Origin of the sequence: Salmonella sp. SSDFZ54 (genome assembly GCF_004010735.1) — a bacterium.
In the GTDB taxonomy this organism is placed as follows: Bacteria; Pseudomonadota; Gammaproteobacteria; order Enterobacterales; family Enterobacteriaceae; genus Salmonella; species Salmonella enterica.
Window position 1 is genome coordinate 607,450 of the sequence record NZ_CP034819.1, and the last position, 14,100, is coordinate 621,549.

Sequence of the window (14,100 nt, forward strand, 5' to 3'; positions counted from 1 at the left end):
ATTTTGCTACAAACAATCACGGATGTATTTTAATGCTTTACGAATGAAGATGGTGGGGACTTGTTAATGCGTTTTTCTCACCGATTTATCCTTCTGTTATCGCTATTATTAGCAAGCTTGCCTCTGTATGCTCAACGCGTCACGGAAGAAGAGAAATCCGTACGCGCCATCGTCTCCGGTATCGTCAGTTATACACACTGGCCGGCGTTATCCGGGCCGCCAAGGCTATGCATATTTTCATCTGCGCGTTTTGTCAGGGTACTTAGCGAAGAGGCTGACTGGGCTTTCCCTTATCAACCGCTTGTCATCCGTACCACACAAGAAGCCCTGAGCGCCCGCTGTGATGGTTTTTACTTTGGCAATGAATCGCCAGCTTATCAGGTGGAGTTAACGCGTCATTATCCAGTTAATGCCTTGTTATTAATTGCCGAGCAAAATACCGAATGTATTATTGGCAGCGCATTTTGTCTGATCATTAACAATGATGAAGTCAAATTTTCCGTCAACCTGGACTCCCTCTCGCATAGCGGCGTGAGAGTGAATCCAGAAGTATTAATGCTTGCACGGAATCAAAAGCATGAATAAGGAATTTTCTCTGTCCAGGCCAACATTTAAACGCACACTACGGCGGATTAGTATAATCAGCGTGCTGCTTACAATGACATTGATCTGGCTATTAATTTGCGTTGCGTCTGTCCTTACGCTCAAACAGTATGCGCAAAAAAATCTCGATTTGACCGCCGCCACAATGGCCCATAGCCTTGAAGCGGCGCTGGTATTTTCCGATAACGCGGCCGCAGCGGAAACGCTCGCCACACTGGGACGCCAGGGACAATTTTCAGCGGCGGAGGTCCGCGATAAAAATGGCCGTGCTATCGCCTCATGGCGCTATGATGCGCGAGCCGCAGACGATAAGCTCATCGGCTTAATTAGCCACTGGCTTTTTCCATTGCCGGTATCGCAACCCGTCTGGCACAACGGCAGGGCCATCGGCGAAGTACGGCTTGTCGCCCGCGACAGCCTTATTGGTCATTTTATCTGGCTATCGCTGGCAGTGCTGACAGGATGTATTCTGCTGGCATCCGGCATTGCCCTGCTGCTCACGCGTTATTTACACAATGGCGTTGTGGATGCGCTGCAAAATATTACTGAAGTTGTACACGACGTTCGCACTAACCGAAATTTTTCACGCCGGGTACCTGATGAGCGTATTGCGGAATTTCACCTGTTTGCGCAGGATTTCAATAGCCTTCTGGATGAGATGGAAGAATGGCAGCTACGGCTTCAGGCTAAAAATGCCCAGTTACTACGTACCGCGCTGCACGATCCGCTGACGGGGCTTGCCAATCGCGCGGCATTTCGCAGCTGTATTAACGCGCTGATGAAGGACAATTCCGCTCGTAGCAGTTCGGCATTGTTATTTCTGGATGGCGATAACTTTAAATATATTAATGATACCTGGGGACATGCGGCAGGCGACCGCGTACTTATAGAGGTTGCCAAAAGATTAGCGGAATTCGGTGGTAGCCGTTATCAGACTTACCGACTCGGCGGCGATGAATTTGCGATGGTGCTTTACGATGTACATTCGGAATATGAAGTACAACGTATTTGCGCAGCGCTATCCCAGGCGTTTAATCGACCTTTTGAACTGCATAACGGCCAGCGGATAACGATGACCCTGAGTATTGGCTTTGCGCTGACATGGGAACATGCCACTGCCGAAAAACTACAAGAACTGGCCGATCGAAATATGTATCAGGCTAAACACCGGCGTGCGGAACGCTCGCTAAACTAAGGAACGGGCCTGGCCGTTTCTGACTCAGCGTTGAGACCACAGACCCAACCTAATCATGCAACCGTCTATGGCGTGGAGCAAACCCATAAAAAAGGGGCCAGCGTAATGCCAGCCCCTTCTTTTCTACAAGCTTTCGGATGTTGCGAAAGCGCGTTCTTAGTTAAGACGCTCTTTGATACGAGCCGCTTTACCAGTACGCTCACGCAGGTAGTACAGTTTAGCTTTACGAACAGCACCACGACGTTTAACAGCAATGCTGTCAACTACCGGAGAGTGAGTCTGGAAGACACGCTCAACGCCTTCGCCGTTGGAAATTTTACGAACAGTGAATGCAGAGTGCAGACCGCGGTTACGAATAGCGATAACCACGCCCTCGAATGCCTGCAGACGTTTCTTGGTACCTTCAACAACCCATACTTTCACTTCCACGGTATCGCCCGGACGGAAGGAAGGTACGTTCTGCTTCATCTGCTCTTGTTCAAGTTGCTTAATAATGTTGCTCATAATTTAATCTCTTATCCTGGGTAAACTGATATTCGGGGGCCTATGCCATCCCATCATGTTTATGCTGCTGTTGTGCGTGTTCTGTTTTGAACTCCGCCAGCAACCTTGCTTGCTCTTCAGTCAGAGCCAGGTTTTCCAGAAGTTCAGGTCTTCTAAGCCAGGTTCGGCCCAGCGACTGTTTCAAACGCCAGCGACGTATCTCAGCATGGTTTCCCGACAGCAATACTGGCGGTACTTCCATCCCCTCTAACACTTCAGGGCGCGTATAGTGCGGACAATCCAGCAACCCATCAGCAAACGAATCTTCGATTGCTGATGCTTCATGCCCCAGAACTCCCGGTATAAACCGGGCGACGGAGTCAATCAGCGTCATTGCCGGTAGTTCGCCACCGCTGAGAACGTAATCGCCAATTGACCATTCTTCGTCAATTTCGGTCTGAATTACGCGCTCATCTACGCCTTCGTAGCGACCACACACCAGAATGAGTTTCTGATTCGTGGCCAGCTCGCTAACGCCCGCTTGATCAAGCTTGCGTCCCTGAGGCGACAGATAAATCACTTTAGCGCCTTCACCTGCCGCGGCTTTTGCTGCGTGAATGGCGTCCCGCAAGGGTTGCACCATCATTAACATCCCTGGTCCGCCGCCGTAAGGACGATCGTCCACGGTACGGTGCCGGTCATGCGTGAAGTCGCGAGGACTCCAGCTCTGGATGTTCAGCAGGCCATTTTTTACTGCCCGGCCAGTTACCCCGTAATCGGTAATTGCGCGGAACATTTCAGGAAACAGGCTAACTATGCCAATAAACACAAGCCAATCCCCATAACGCCATTTATTACCGTTTATTCGGTGGTTTAAAAACCAGGATCCCAGTCTACTTCGATAGTACGAGTAGCGAGATCGACTTTCTTGATAACCTGCCCATCGAGGAACGGTACTAGTCGTTCCTTGATACCAAATGCATCTTTCAGGTTCGCCTTAATGACGAGAACGTCATTCGACCCGGTTTCCATCATGTCGATAACTTTACCGAGATCGTAGCCTTCAGCGGTGACTACCTGGCAGCCCATCAGGTCTTTCCAGTAGTAGTCTCCCTCCTCAAGCGCAGGAAGTTGCGAGGAATCCACGACAATTTCGCAATTCGTCAGAAGATTCGCGGCATCTCGATCGTCAACGCCTTTCAGCTTGATGATCAGATCCTGATTGTGGTGCTTCCAGCTTTCCAGCTGTACCTGCTGCCACTGACCCGCCTTCTGGATAAACCAGGGCTGATAGTCAAAAATGCTTTCGGCGTCTTCAGTGGAGGAAAACACTCTGAGCCAACCACGGATACCGTATGAAGAACCCATTTTCCCCAGTACAACCGGTTCAGCGGGTACTTGTGCGGCGAGTTGCTTGCTCATCATGACCACCGTGACAGATTAAGCTGCTTTTTTTACTTCTTTGATCAGCGCCGCAACGCGATCGGAAATGGTTGCGCCCTGGCCAACCCAGTGAGCGATGCGATCCAGATCCAGGCGGGTGCCTTCTTCTTTTTCGCTAGCGATTGGGTTGAAGAAACCAACGCGCTCAATGAAGCGACCGTTGCGTGCATTACGGCTGTCGGTGACAACAACCTGGTAGAACGGACGCTTTTTAGCGCCGTGACGAGCTAAACGAATAGTTACCATAACATCCTCTTGTGTGAATAAAACAACCGGGCCCCATCGAGGAACGGAGCCCGGCGTCATATTAAAAGCCCGAAAATTTTACTGATTTCTGGGAAAAAAGCAATCAACATGTGATGAAGCTTGATTCCAGGGCGTGACCGTTGCAGCCAGTTTGGCGTCGGCGTGCGCGCAGAAAGCGGAGCGTACACGCAGTACGTGAGCATTTACTCGCTCCGCTCGCCCTTCGAGCCGCCCTAAAGGGCGTTAAAAACACTATCGTGTTTTGTCGAGCACACTCCGGCGTCAAAATGGCAAATAAGGTAGCCCGATATATTTATCTACCCGGGAAGCCTGGCGGCATCATCCCCTTCATACTCCGCATCATCTTCGCCATCCCGCCCTTCTTCATCTTCTTCATCATGCGCTGCATGTCGTCGAACTGTTTCAGAAGGCGGTTAACGTCCTGCACCTGCATCCCACAGCCCTGCGCGATACGACGCTTGCGGGAACCTTTGATGATTTCCGGCTTCGCACGTTCTTTCAGCGTCATCGAATTGATGATCGCCTCCATACGCACCAGCACCTTATCATCCATCTGCGATTTAACGTTGTCCGGAATCTGCCCCATGCCCGGTAATTTGCCCATCAGACTGGCCATACCGCCCATGTTTTTCATCTGTTTGAGCTGTTCCAGGAAGTCGTTCAGGTCGAAACCGTCGCCTTTCTTCAGTTTGGTCGCCAGCTTCTCAGCCTGTGCGCGGTCAACTTTGCTTTCGATATCTTCGATAAGAGACAGTACGTCGCCCATGCCGAGAATACGCGAGGCGATACGATCCGGGTGGAACGGCTCCAGCGCGTCGGTTTTCTCGCCGACACCGAGGAATTTAATCGGCTTGCCGGTGATATGACGAATAGAGAGCGCCGCACCGCCACGCGCATCACCATCAACTTTGGTCAGCACCACGCCGGTTAACGGCAGCGCTTCGTTAAAGGCTTTTGCGGTATTCGCCGCATCCTGACCGGTCATCGCATCGACGACAAACAGCGTTTCTACTGGCTTGATAGAAGCGTGGACCTGTTTGATTTCGTCCATCATCGCTTCGTCAACGTGCAGACGACCGGCGGTATCCACCAGCAGCACGTCGTAGAATTTGAGCTTCGCTTCTTTCAGCGCGGCGTTGACGATATCAACCGGTTTCTGGCCGACATCAGACGGGAAGAAATCCACGCCAACCTGCTCAGCCAGCGTTTCGAGCTGTTTGATCGCCGCCGGGCGATAGACGTCGGCAGAGACGACCAGCACTTTCTTCTTGTGCTTCTCGCGCAAGAATTTACCCAACTTACCGACGCTGGTGGTTTTACCCGCCCCCTGCAGACCCGCCATCAATACTACGGCTGGCGGCTGCGCAGCCAGATTCAGGGTCTGGTTTTCTTCGCCCATTGCCGCAACCAGTTCGCTACGGACAATCTTGACGAACTCCTGCCCTGGGGTCAGGCTCTTGTTAACTTCATGACCAACCGCTTTCTCTTTTACGCGATTGATGAACTCACGCACTACCGGCAGCGCAACGTCAGCCTCCAGCAGCGCCATGCGCACTTCGCGCAGCGTCTCTTTAACGTTGTCTTCAGTAAGGCGCCCACGGCCACTGATATTGCGCAGCGTGCGCGACAAACGATCGGTTAAATTATCAAACATTGTCTCTCGCCTGGGGTGGAAACGGTTGGTCGCCGCAGCGACACAGTTACAGAATTTCGCCACAGTATACCATGAAGCCGTCTTTGTTGTTATGCAACGGTTGGAGCTGCGGTCACGTAACGCTATACTGCTTCTCTTTCTCACTGGTCAACTGTCGACACAACTATGCCCGTTTTTGCTTTACTTGCCCTTGTCGCCTACTCCTTCAGCCTCGCGCTGATCGTTCCCGGACTGTTGCAAAAAAACAGCGGCTGGCGGCGTATGGCTATTCTTTCTGCGGTCATCGCGCTGGTGTGCCATGCTGTCGCGCTGGAATCGCGTATTCTGCCCGGCGGCGACAGTGGACAAAACCTGAGCCTGCTGAATGTCGGTTCGCTGGTCAGCCTGATGATCTGCACGGTGATGACCATTGTCGCGTCGCGTAATCGCGGCTGGCTACTTCTGCCCATTGTCTATGCTTTTGCGCTGATTAACCTGGCCTTCGCCACGTTTATGCCTAATGAATATATTACGCATCTGGAAGCGACCCCAGGCATGATGGTGCACATCGGTCTGTCGCTTTTCTCTTACGCGACGCTGATAATCGCCGCGCTGTATGCGCTACAACTGGCGTGGATCGACTATCAGTTGAAGAACAAAAAGCTGGCGTTTAGTAATGAAATGCCGCCATTGATGAGCATTGAGCGCAAAATGTTTCATATCACGCAGATTGGCGTCGTACTGCTGACCCTTACTCTGTGTACCGGCCTGTTTTACATGCATAACCTGTTCAGTACTGAAAATATTGATAAAGCCGTGCTCTCTATCGTGGCATGGTTTGTCTATATCGTTCTGCTGTGGGGGCATTACCATGAAGGCTGGCGGGGTCGGCGGGTCGTGTGGTTTAACGTCGCAGGCGCGGGTATTCTGACGCTGGCCTATTTTGGTAGCCGCATATTACAGCAATTTGTAAGCTAAGCTTTTAAAGGAGTTTCCCCTGGAACACATCTCCACCACCACGCTGATTATCATATTAATCATCATGGTGGTCATCTCGGCCTATTTTTCCGGTTCCGAAACTGGAATGATGACGCTAAACCGTTACCGTTTACGCCATATGGCGAAGCAAGGTAATCGCTCGGCAAAACGGGTAGAAAAATTACTGCGTAAACCCGACCGACTGATAAGTCTGGTGCTGATCGGCAATAATCTGGTCAACATTCTTGCCTCAGCGCTCGGCACGATTGTGGGTATGCGGCTTTACGGCGACGCCGGCGTGGCTATCGCCACCGGGGTACTGACGTTTGTCGTGTTAGTTTTTGCCGAAGTCCTGCCCAAAACTATCGCCGCGCTCTATCCGGAAAAAGTGGCCTATCCCAGCAGCTTCCTGCTGGCGCCGTTACAGATACTGATGATGCCGCTGGTGTGGTTACTTAACACCATCACCCGCCTGCTGATGCGTCTGATGGGAATTAAAACGGACATCGTGGTCAGCGGGTCGTTAAGCAAAGAGGAATTACGCACTATCGTGCATGAATCCCGTTCGCAAATCTCTCGCCGCAATCAGGATATGCTGCTGTCGGTTCTCGACCTGGAAAAGGTCAGCGTGGATGACATCATGGTACCGCGTAATGAAATTATCGGGATCGATATCAATGACGACTGGAAGTCTATCGAGCGGCAGCTCACCCACTCGCCGCACGGACGCATTGTGCTCTATCGCGATTCGCTGGATGACGCCATCAGTATGCTGCGCGTGCGTGAAGCCTGGCGGTTAATGGCCGAGAAAAAAGAGTTCACCAAAGAGATGATGCTGCGCGCCGCCGATGAAATCTATTACGTCCCGGAAGGTACGCCGCTTAGTACGCAACTGATTAAATTTCAGCGCAATAAAAAGAAAGTCGGACTGGTCGTCAACGAATATGGCGATATCCAGGGGCTGGTCACCGTGGAAGATATTCTCGAAGAGATCGTCGGCGACTTCACCACATCGATGTCGCCGACACTGGCGGAAGAGGTCACACCGCAAAACGACGGTTCGGTCATTATTGACGGTACCGCCAACGTCCGGGAAATCAATAAAGCGTTTAACTGGCACCTGCCGGAAGATGACGCGCGCACCGTCAACGGGGTGATTCTGGAGGCGCTGGAGGAAATTCCGGTTGCTGGCACGCGCGTGCGCATTGAGCAGTACGATATCGATATTCTCGATGTACAGGAAAATATGATTAAGCAGGTAAAGGTTGTACCGGTAAAACCGCTGCGCGAGAGTGTGGCGGAGTAACACAATGGCGAACTCCGGTTCGCCTTTTTTATCGCCGTCTTTTAAGATTCCATCAATTCCTGCCATTTACTTAACAATGCAATAATGTCTTTTCAGGCATTCAGAAAGGATATTGATGTTATGTCAGAAGATTATGTAATTGAATGGGATAAGAATTTTGCAGACGACCTCAACGTCGTCGCCAGCGTTTTTTTATCGCACAACCCAACCTTATGGCCCACTATTTTCTCTCAACTTTCGACGCAACCTGAAATCTTTGAAGACGAAGATGAAGACGAATATGGGTTGCAGGACGTCCTGGATTGTAGCGGTGGCGATCTCGGAAATAACGATCTGGCACAGGCATTTTTACAAGTTCTACGCGGCGAAGGATTTATTCACCTCGTTGACTGGAAAGGTGAAGATGAAGAAGGCGAACTGGCTAATTTTGCCGCAGATCGCTTTTATGAACTCACAAAAAACCTGACGGATTCTGAGGAATTAAGAAATCTTCTTGTCGAAATAACCCAAGAGGATGAAATCTCCGATGTCTGTGAAGCCGGGGACCGTTACCTTGACGAGATCTTTGAACGCATCCAGACCGAACTCAATAAGAGGGGCTTCCAGATTTTTGATCTGAATGAAGGATCTGACACCTATAATGTGGTCGTTCTGCCAATGAGCGAATATAAAAAAATAGAGGATTTCAACACGCCGTGGCTCGAAGTGCAGGATTTTTTAAGCTAAAAAAATGGCCGACTTTACATCGGCCATCAGACTTTTACTTCGCCTTCGCTACCGTCACCATCGCCGCGCGAATGGTACGACCGTTCAGCGTATAGCCTTTCTGCATAATACCCAGCACATTGCCTGCCGGAACCTCTTCCGACTCCACCATCGCAATCGCCTGATGCACGTTCGGGTCCAGCGGCACGTTGGTCTCAGCAATCACTTCCACGCCGAACTTACGCACCACATCCAGCATAGACTTCAGCGTCAGCTCAATCCCTTCGACCATTGCCGCCATATCCGGATTGGCTTTGTCTGCGACTTCCAGCGCGCGATCCAGGCTATCGATTACCGGCAGCAATTCGTTGACGAACTTCTCGAGAGCGAATTTATGCGCTTTTTCGATATCCTGTTCAGTACGACGGCGCAGGTTTTCCATTTCCGCTTTGATGCGCAACACGGTGTCGCGTTCGCGAGTCTGGGCTTCTGCAAGCTGAACTTCCAGATTCGCAATTTTTTCATCGCGCGGATCCACCTGCTCAGCAGAATCGTTTGGTTCAACTGCCTCAACCTCTTCGTGCTGATCCATGATAATTTCTTCCGGGGCTTGCCCCTCAGGCGTTTTCTGTTCTTTACTACTCATGAATTTCTCCGCGTTTTTTTTCGCATTCATCTCGCTAACTTCGCTTATTATGGGGATCAGATTCAGGGTTTCAAGGGAAGTACTCACATTGTCATCAATCTTCGCTACAAGGACCTCAGAAAAATGAATAATCATTTCAAGTGTATCGGCATTGTGGGGCATCCGCGTCATCCCACCGCACTCACGACACATGAAATGCTCTACCGTTGGCTATGCGATCAGGGTTATGAGGTCATTGTGGAGCAACAAATCGCCCACGAATTACAGCTAAAAAATGTGCCAACCGGCACGCTGGCGGAAATTGGTCAACAGGCGGATCTGGCGGTAGTCGTGGGCGGCGACGGCAATATGCTTGGCGCAGCGCGTACGCTGGCGCGTTATGACATCAATGTGATTGGCATTAACCGCGGTAATCTTGGCTTCCTGACCGATCTCGATCCGGACAACGCCCTGCAACAATTATCTGATGTGCTGGAAGGGCGCTATATCTCCGAAAAACGTTTTCTGCTGGAAGCGCAGGTCTGCCAACAGGACCGCCAGAAGCGTATCAGCACAGCCATTAATGAAGTGGTGCTGCATCCGGGAAAAGTGGCGCATATGATCGAATTCGAGGTTTATATTGATGAAACCTTCGCTTTTTCACAGCGATCTGATGGTCTGATCATTTCTACGCCGACCGGCTCCACCGCCTATTCGCTCTCCGCAGGCGGCCCTATTCTGACCCCTTCACTGGATGCCATCACCCTGGTGCCGATGTTCCCGCATACCTTGTCTGCGCGCCCGTTAGTCATTAACAGCAGTAGCACGATTCGTCTGCGTTTTTCGCATCGCCGTAGCGATCTGGAAATTAGCTGCGACAGCCAGATAGCGCTGCCTATTCAGGAAGGAGAAGATGTGCTGATTCGCCGCTGCGATTACCATCTCAACCTCATACATCCCAAAGACTATAGCTATTTCAATACATTAAGCACAAAACTCGGTTGGTCAAAAAAATTATTCTAATTTTACGTTAGCCTCTTTACTGTATAAAAAACCAGTTTATACTGTATTTAATTACAGTCATGGTTTTTCATACAGGAAAACAGCTATGTTGGCGCAACTGACCATCAGCAATTTTGCTATCGTTCGTGAGCTTGAGATCGATTTTCAGAGCGGAATGACCGTCATTACTGGTGAAACCGGCGCGGGTAAATCTATTGCGATTGATGCCCTGGGTCTGTGTCTGGGCGGTCGCGCTGAGGCCGATATGGTCCGTACCGGAGCGACCCGCGCCGATTTGTGTGCCCGCTTTGCACTGAAAGACACGCCTGCGGCATTGCGCTGGCTGGAAGAAAACCAGCTTGAAGAAGGTCGCGAATGCTTACTTCGCCGCGTTATCAGCAGCGATGGTCGCTCACGGGGCTTTATTAACGGCACCGCTGTGCCCCTGTCTCAATTGCGTGAGCTCGGTCAGTTGCTGATTCAAATTCACGGTCAACATGCGCACCAGCAGCTTACCAAACCCGAACAGCAAAAATCGCTGCTGGATAGCTATGCCAACGAAGCCGCTTTAGCGCAGCAGATGGCTGCCCGCTACCAATTATGGCATCAAAGCTGCCGCGATCTCGCCCATCACCAACAACAAAGCCAGGAACGCGCCGCGCGCGCGGAACTGCTGCAATATCAGTTAAAAGAGTTGAACGACTTTAATCCGCAGGCCGGCGAATTCGAGCAAATTGACGAAGAGTACAAACGGCTGGCCAACAGCGGGCAGTTGCTTACGACCAGCCAGAACGCTCTGGCGCTACTCGCGGACGGCGAAGACGTTAATCTGCAAAGCCAGTTATATAGCGCAAAACAACTGGTTAGCGAGCTGGTGGGTATGGACAGCAAGCTTTCCGGCATCCTGGATATGCTGGAAGAAGCCACTATCCAACTCACCGAAGCCAGCGATGAATTACGCCACTATTGCGAGCGTCTGGATTTAGACCCCAATCGCCTGTTTGAGCTTGAACAGCGCATCGCTAAACAAATTTCGCTGGCGCGAAAACATCATGTCAGCCCGGAAGCGCTGCCGCAGCTTTATCAGTCACTGCTCGAAGAACAGCAGCAGCTCGACGATCAGGCCGATTCGCTGGAAACGCTAACGCTGGCGGTTAATAAGCATCACCAACAAGCGCTGGAAACGGCGCAAGCGCTGCATCAACAGCGTCAGTTTTACGCCCAGGAGCTGGGGCAGTTGATCACTGAAAGTATGCATTTACTTTCGATGCCGCACGGTCTGTTTACTATCGACGTGAAATTTGATGAGCATCATCTGAGCAACGACGGCGCCGATCGCGTGGAGTTTAAAGTGACGACAAACCCGGGTCAGCCGCTGCAGCCTATCGCTAAAGTCGCGTCTGGCGGTGAACTGTCGCGCATTGCGCTGGCTATTCAGGTGATTACCGCGCGCAAAATGGAAACGCCGGCGCTAATTTTTGACGAGGTCGATGTTGGCATCAGCGGCCCAACTGCCGCCGTGGTCGGTAAACTCCTGCGTCAGCTTGGCGAATCCACTCAGGTGATGTGCGTCACTCACCTGCCACAGGTAGCCGGGTGCGGTCACCAGCACTTCTTTGTCAGTAAAGAAACAGACGGGGCAATGACCGAAACCCATATGCAACCTTTGGATAAACGTGCGCGTTTACAGGAACTGGCCCGCCTGTTGGGAGGAAGTGAAGTTACGCGTAATACGCTGGCAAACGCAAAAGAACTGCTGGCGGCGTAAACTTTTTTACCTCCCGAAGGTCTGAGTTCACAACAAAAACGCCGTAAGACCCGACAGCAAAAGGTTTTAAAGTGATGAAAGGTCTATTATCATCGGCATATTAATATGAGCCACGTACTGCTCAGGCCCGAAAAGGAACCCAATCACTATGCGCTGTAAAACGCTGACTGCTGCCGCAGCAGTACTCCTGATGTTGACCGCAGGCTGTTCCACTCTGGAGCGAGTGGTTTACCGACCTGACATCAATCAGGGGAACTATCTTACACCTACGGATGTCGCCAAAGTGCGTGTTGGTATGACGCAACAACAGGTTGCGTATGCTTTAGGCACGCCGATGATGACCGATCCTTTTGGTACGAATACCTGGTTTTATGTCTTCCGCCAGCAGCCAGGACACGAGAACGTGACGCAGCAGACTCTGACGCTCACCTTTAACAGCAGCGGCGTGTTAACCAATATTGATAACAAACCGGCGTTGACGAAGTAATTTTGTGATACCGCCTGATGAGGTTACGTTCATCAGGCCTGCAAACCTCTCCCCCGCCATTTGGTACGAATTTGCCTGATGGCGCTACGTTTATCTGGCTTACAGGCACACCTGTGCTTCAGGTGTGGTACGGCTTTCACACCGTTATCCGGCAAAAGAGGCTAATTATCTGCCAGCCGATTTTTCGGCGCGCTGGCGGCGTAATGCTTTTGGATCGGCGATTAAGGGACGGTAAATTTCAACCCGATCGCCATCCTGCACCGTATCGGTGAGTTTTACCGGACGACTATAGATGCCCACTTTATTTTTCGCCAGATCGATATCCGTGCGCAATTCCAGCAAGCCGGAAGCGCGAATCGCCTCTTCGACCGTCGCGCCCTCCTCCAGCGTTACGCGCTGCAAATACTGCTTTTCCGGCAGCGCATAAGCCACTTCAACCACAAGTTTATCCGGCACGGTAAACCTCTTTGGCGCGAACCGTAAACGCCTGCACAATGTTGGACGCTAACTCTTTGAATACACGACCAAACGCCAGCTCAATGAGTTTATTGGTAAACTCAAAATCAAGCTGAAACTCAATACGGCACGCCTCGGGGCTGAGCGGGGTAAATTTCCAGCCGCCGATCAGCTTTTTAAAGGGGCCATCCACCAGATGCATCAGAATGCTCTGGTTACGCGTTAGCTGATTACGCGTCGTAAACGTCTTGCTGATACCCGCCTTCGACACGTCAACAGCCGCCGTCATCTGTGCTGGCGATGACTCCAGGACGCGACTACCAACACACCCAGGCAAAAACTGGGGATACGATTGCACGTCATTCACTAACTGATACATCTGTTCCGCACTGTAGGGGACTAAAGCAGTCCGACTAATCTGAGGCATAGCAATTCCCATCAACATAAATCGTGTAAATAATACCACTTATCAGCGAGTAAAAAAAATGCTGTCCCCAACCGTCATGCCTTAATTGTGCGTGCATAGCCCAACTCATGCTAAGATAGATTTTTGCACCTCATCAGGACGTAATGGGGTGTTTTCGATATCAGATTACCTATGAATTCACGACACTTATGACGAAGAAAAAAGCACATAAACCGGGCTCAGCCACCATCGCGCTGAATAAGCGCGCCCGGCACGAATACTTTATCGAAGAAGAGTTCGAGGCTGGTCTCGCCCTGCAAGGCTGGGAAGTAAAATCTCTGCGCGCAGGAAAAGCCAATATCGGCGACAGTTACGTTATCCTCAAAGATGGCGAGGCCTGGCTGTTTGGCGCAAACTTTACGCCGATGGCGGTCGCCTCGACACATGTTGTATGCGACCCAACCCGAACCCGCAAACTGTTGTTAAATCAGCGTGAGCTTGATTCGCTGTATGGCCGTATTAATCGTGAAGGTTATACTGTCGTCGCGCTTTCTCTGTACTGGAAAAATGCCTGGTGCAAAGTAAAGATCGGCGTGGCGAAAGGTAAAAAACAACATGATAAACGTTCCGATCTTAAAGAACGTGAGTGGCAACTGGATAAAGCACGCATTATGAAAAATGCAGGCCGATAATAGACATTTTTTGTGACCAGCTTCTCAGTATGAAGCTGGTCAATATTCATA

At 51.0% G+C, this 14,100-nt stretch carries 17 protein-coding genes; 9 read left to right on the top strand and 8 right to left on the bottom strand.

The window, feature by feature from the left end:
- Window positions 1-66: 66 nt before the first annotated feature.
- Window positions 67-585: a YfiR family protein gene (locus tag EOS97_RS02855; RefSeq protein WP_001212379.1), complete on the top strand. Its 519-nt coding sequence runs from the start codon at window positions 67-69 to the stop codon at window positions 583-585.
- Window positions 578-1,798 carry a diguanylate cyclase DgcN gene (gene dgcN, locus EOS97_RS02860; RefSeq protein ID WP_001030981.1) on the top strand — a complete coding sequence of 407 codons (1,221 nt, stop codon included), beginning with the start codon at window positions 578-580 and terminating at the stop codon, window positions 1,796-1,798. Before EOS97_RS02855 ends, dgcN begins: the two co-directional genes overlap by 8 nt.
- Window positions 1,799-1,954: 156 nt before the next feature.
- Here dgcN and rplS read toward each other — a convergent pair whose 3' ends face one another.
- The 5 genes from rplS to ffh form a co-directional block, all read right to left on the bottom strand.
- Entirely contained in the window at window positions 1,955-2,302 is a 348-nt protein-coding gene (rplS, locus tag EOS97_RS02865) for a 50S ribosomal protein L19 (protein WP_000065257.1), read from the bottom strand.
- Window positions 2,303-2,342: 40 nt separating this feature from the next.
- Entirely contained in the window at window positions 2,343-3,110 is a 768-nt protein-coding gene (gene trmD, locus EOS97_RS02870; RefSeq protein WP_000469813.1) for a tRNA (guanosine(37)-N1)-methyltransferase TrmD, read from the bottom strand.
- 44 nt (window positions 3,111-3,154) lie between these two features.
- Window positions 3,155-3,703, bottom strand: a complete 549-nt coding sequence (rimM, locus tag EOS97_RS02875; protein ID WP_000043266.1) for a ribosome maturation factor RimM — start codon at window positions 3,701-3,703, stop codon at window positions 3,155-3,157.
- Window positions 3,704-3,721: 18 nt separating this feature from the next.
- Window positions 3,722-3,970 carry a 30S ribosomal protein S16 gene (rpsP, locus tag EOS97_RS02880; protein ID WP_000256453.1) on the bottom strand — a complete coding sequence of 83 codons (249 nt, stop codon included), beginning with the start codon at window positions 3,968-3,970 and terminating at the stop codon, window positions 3,722-3,724.
- Between the two features lie 313 nt (window positions 3,971-4,283).
- Window positions 4,284-5,645 (bottom strand): signal recognition particle protein, encoded by a 1,362-nt coding sequence (gene ffh / locus EOS97_RS02885; protein ID WP_000460052.1) that lies wholly within the window; start codon window positions 5,643-5,645, stop codon window positions 4,284-4,286.
- A 165-nt stretch (window positions 5,646-5,810) separates the two neighbouring features.
- On the opposite strand from ffh, the gene EOS97_RS02895 reads away from it, so the two are divergent.
- From EOS97_RS02895 to EOS97_RS02905, 3 genes are all read left to right on the top strand, one after another.
- Window positions 5,811-6,602: an inner membrane protein YpjD gene (locus tag EOS97_RS02895; RefSeq protein WP_001537507.1), complete on the top strand. Its 792-nt coding sequence runs from the start codon at window positions 5,811-5,813 to the stop codon at window positions 6,600-6,602.
- Window positions 6,603-6,621: 19 nt separating this feature from the next.
- Entirely contained in the window at window positions 6,622-7,908 is a 1,287-nt protein-coding gene (locus tag EOS97_RS02900; RefSeq protein ID WP_127172650.1) for an HlyC/CorC family transporter, read from the top strand.
- A gap of 120 nt (window positions 7,909-8,028) precedes the next feature.
- The gene (locus EOS97_RS02905) at window positions 8,029-8,634 is read left to right on the top strand and encodes a hypothetical protein (protein WP_001287928.1); all 606 of its coding nucleotides are present in this window, start codon (window positions 8,029-8,031) and stop codon (window positions 8,632-8,634) included.
- A 34-nt stretch (window positions 8,635-8,668) separates the two neighbouring features.
- On the opposite strand, the gene grpE is transcribed toward EOS97_RS02905, so the two are convergent.
- On the bottom strand, window positions 8,669-9,259 hold the full coding sequence (gene grpE / locus EOS97_RS02910) for a nucleotide exchange factor GrpE (protein WP_001518875.1): 591 nt from the start codon (window positions 9,257-9,259) through the stop codon (window positions 8,669-8,671).
- A gap of 123 nt (window positions 9,260-9,382) precedes the next feature.
- Between grpE and nadK the strand changes: the two genes are divergently transcribed.
- From nadK to bamE, 3 genes are all read left to right on the top strand, one after another.
- Entirely contained in the window at window positions 9,383-10,261 is an 879-nt protein-coding gene (nadK, locus tag EOS97_RS02920) for an NAD(+) kinase (RefSeq protein ID WP_001059155.1), read from the top strand.
- An 85-nt stretch (window positions 10,262-10,346) separates the two neighbouring features.
- Complete coding sequence (gene recN / locus EOS97_RS02925; RefSeq protein WP_000880965.1) at window positions 10,347-12,008, top strand: DNA repair protein RecN; 1,662 nt, start codon at window positions 10,347-10,349, stop codon at window positions 12,006-12,008.
- Between the two features lie 148 nt (window positions 12,009-12,156).
- Window positions 12,157-12,495 carry an outer membrane protein assembly factor BamE gene (gene bamE / locus EOS97_RS02930; protein ID WP_001203445.1) on the top strand — a complete coding sequence of 113 codons (339 nt, stop codon included), beginning with the start codon at window positions 12,157-12,159 and terminating at the stop codon, window positions 12,493-12,495.
- A gap of 165 nt (window positions 12,496-12,660) precedes the next feature.
- Here the strand turns inward: bamE and EOS97_RS02935 are convergent, their stop codons facing one another.
- Both EOS97_RS02935 and EOS97_RS02940 read right to left on the bottom strand, forming a co-directional pair.
- A complete protein-coding gene (locus EOS97_RS02935) occupies window positions 12,661-12,951 on the bottom strand; it encodes an RnfH family protein (protein WP_001112990.1) in 291 nt (96 codons plus the stop codon).
- Entirely contained in the window at window positions 12,941-13,378 is a 438-nt protein-coding gene (locus EOS97_RS02940; protein ID WP_206613217.1) for a type II toxin-antitoxin system RatA family toxin, read from the bottom strand. The genes EOS97_RS02935 and EOS97_RS02940 overlap by 11 nt, the downstream gene beginning before the upstream one ends.
- Window positions 13,379-13,566: 188 nt before the next feature.
- On the opposite strand from EOS97_RS02940, the gene smpB reads away from it, so the two are divergent.
- Window positions 13,567-14,049 carry an SsrA-binding protein SmpB gene (gene smpB / locus EOS97_RS02945; protein ID WP_001518569.1) on the top strand — a complete coding sequence of 161 codons (483 nt, stop codon included), beginning with the start codon at window positions 13,567-13,569 and terminating at the stop codon, window positions 14,047-14,049.
- Window positions 14,050-14,100: the final 51 nt, after the last annotated feature.

Bases quoted from the DNA above. Each gene is read 5' to 3' on its own strand.
- smpB (WP_001518569.1), top strand. From the start codon at position 13,567: ATGACGAAGAAAAAAGCACATAAACCGGGCTCAGCCACCATCGCGCTG.
- EOS97_RS02940 (WP_206613217.1), bottom strand. From the start codon at position 13,378: ATGCCTCAGATTAGTCGGACTGCTTTAGTCCCCTACAGTGCGGAACAG.
- dgcN (WP_001030981.1), top strand. From the start codon at position 578: ATGAATAAGGAATTTTCTCTGTCCAGGCCAACATTTAAACGCACACTA.
- recN (WP_000880965.1), top strand. From the start codon at position 10,347: ATGTTGGCGCAACTGACCATCAGCAATTTTGCTATCGTTCGTGAGCTT.
- bamE (WP_001203445.1), top strand. From the start codon at position 12,157: ATGCGCTGTAAAACGCTGACTGCTGCCGCAGCAGTACTCCTGATGTTG.
- rimM (WP_000043266.1), bottom strand. From the start codon at position 3,703: ATGAGCAAGCAACTCGCCGCACAAGTACCCGCTGAACCGGTTGTACTG.
- EOS97_RS02905 (WP_001287928.1), top strand. From the start codon at position 8,029: ATGTCAGAAGATTATGTAATTGAATGGGATAAGAATTTTGCAGACGAC.
- rpsP (WP_000256453.1), bottom strand. From the start codon at position 3,970: ATGGTAACTATTCGTTTAGCTCGTCACGGCGCTAAAAAGCGTCCGTTC.
- grpE (WP_001518875.1), bottom strand. From the start codon at position 9,259: ATGAGTAGTAAAGAACAGAAAACGCCTGAGGGGCAAGCCCCGGAAGAA.
- EOS97_RS02855 (WP_001212379.1), top strand. From the start codon at position 67: ATGCGTTTTTCTCACCGATTTATCCTTCTGTTATCGCTATTATTAGCA.
- rplS (WP_000065257.1), bottom strand. From the start codon at position 2,302: ATGAGCAACATTATTAAGCAACTTGAACAAGAGCAGATGAAGCAGAAC.
- nadK (WP_001059155.1), top strand. From the start codon at position 9,383: ATGAATAATCATTTCAAGTGTATCGGCATTGTGGGGCATCCGCGTCAT.
- EOS97_RS02895 (WP_001537507.1), top strand. From the start codon at position 5,811: ATGCCCGTTTTTGCTTTACTTGCCCTTGTCGCCTACTCCTTCAGCCTC.
- ffh (WP_000460052.1), bottom strand. From the start codon at position 5,645: ATGTTTGATAATTTAACCGATCGTTTGTCGCGCACGCTGCGCAATATC.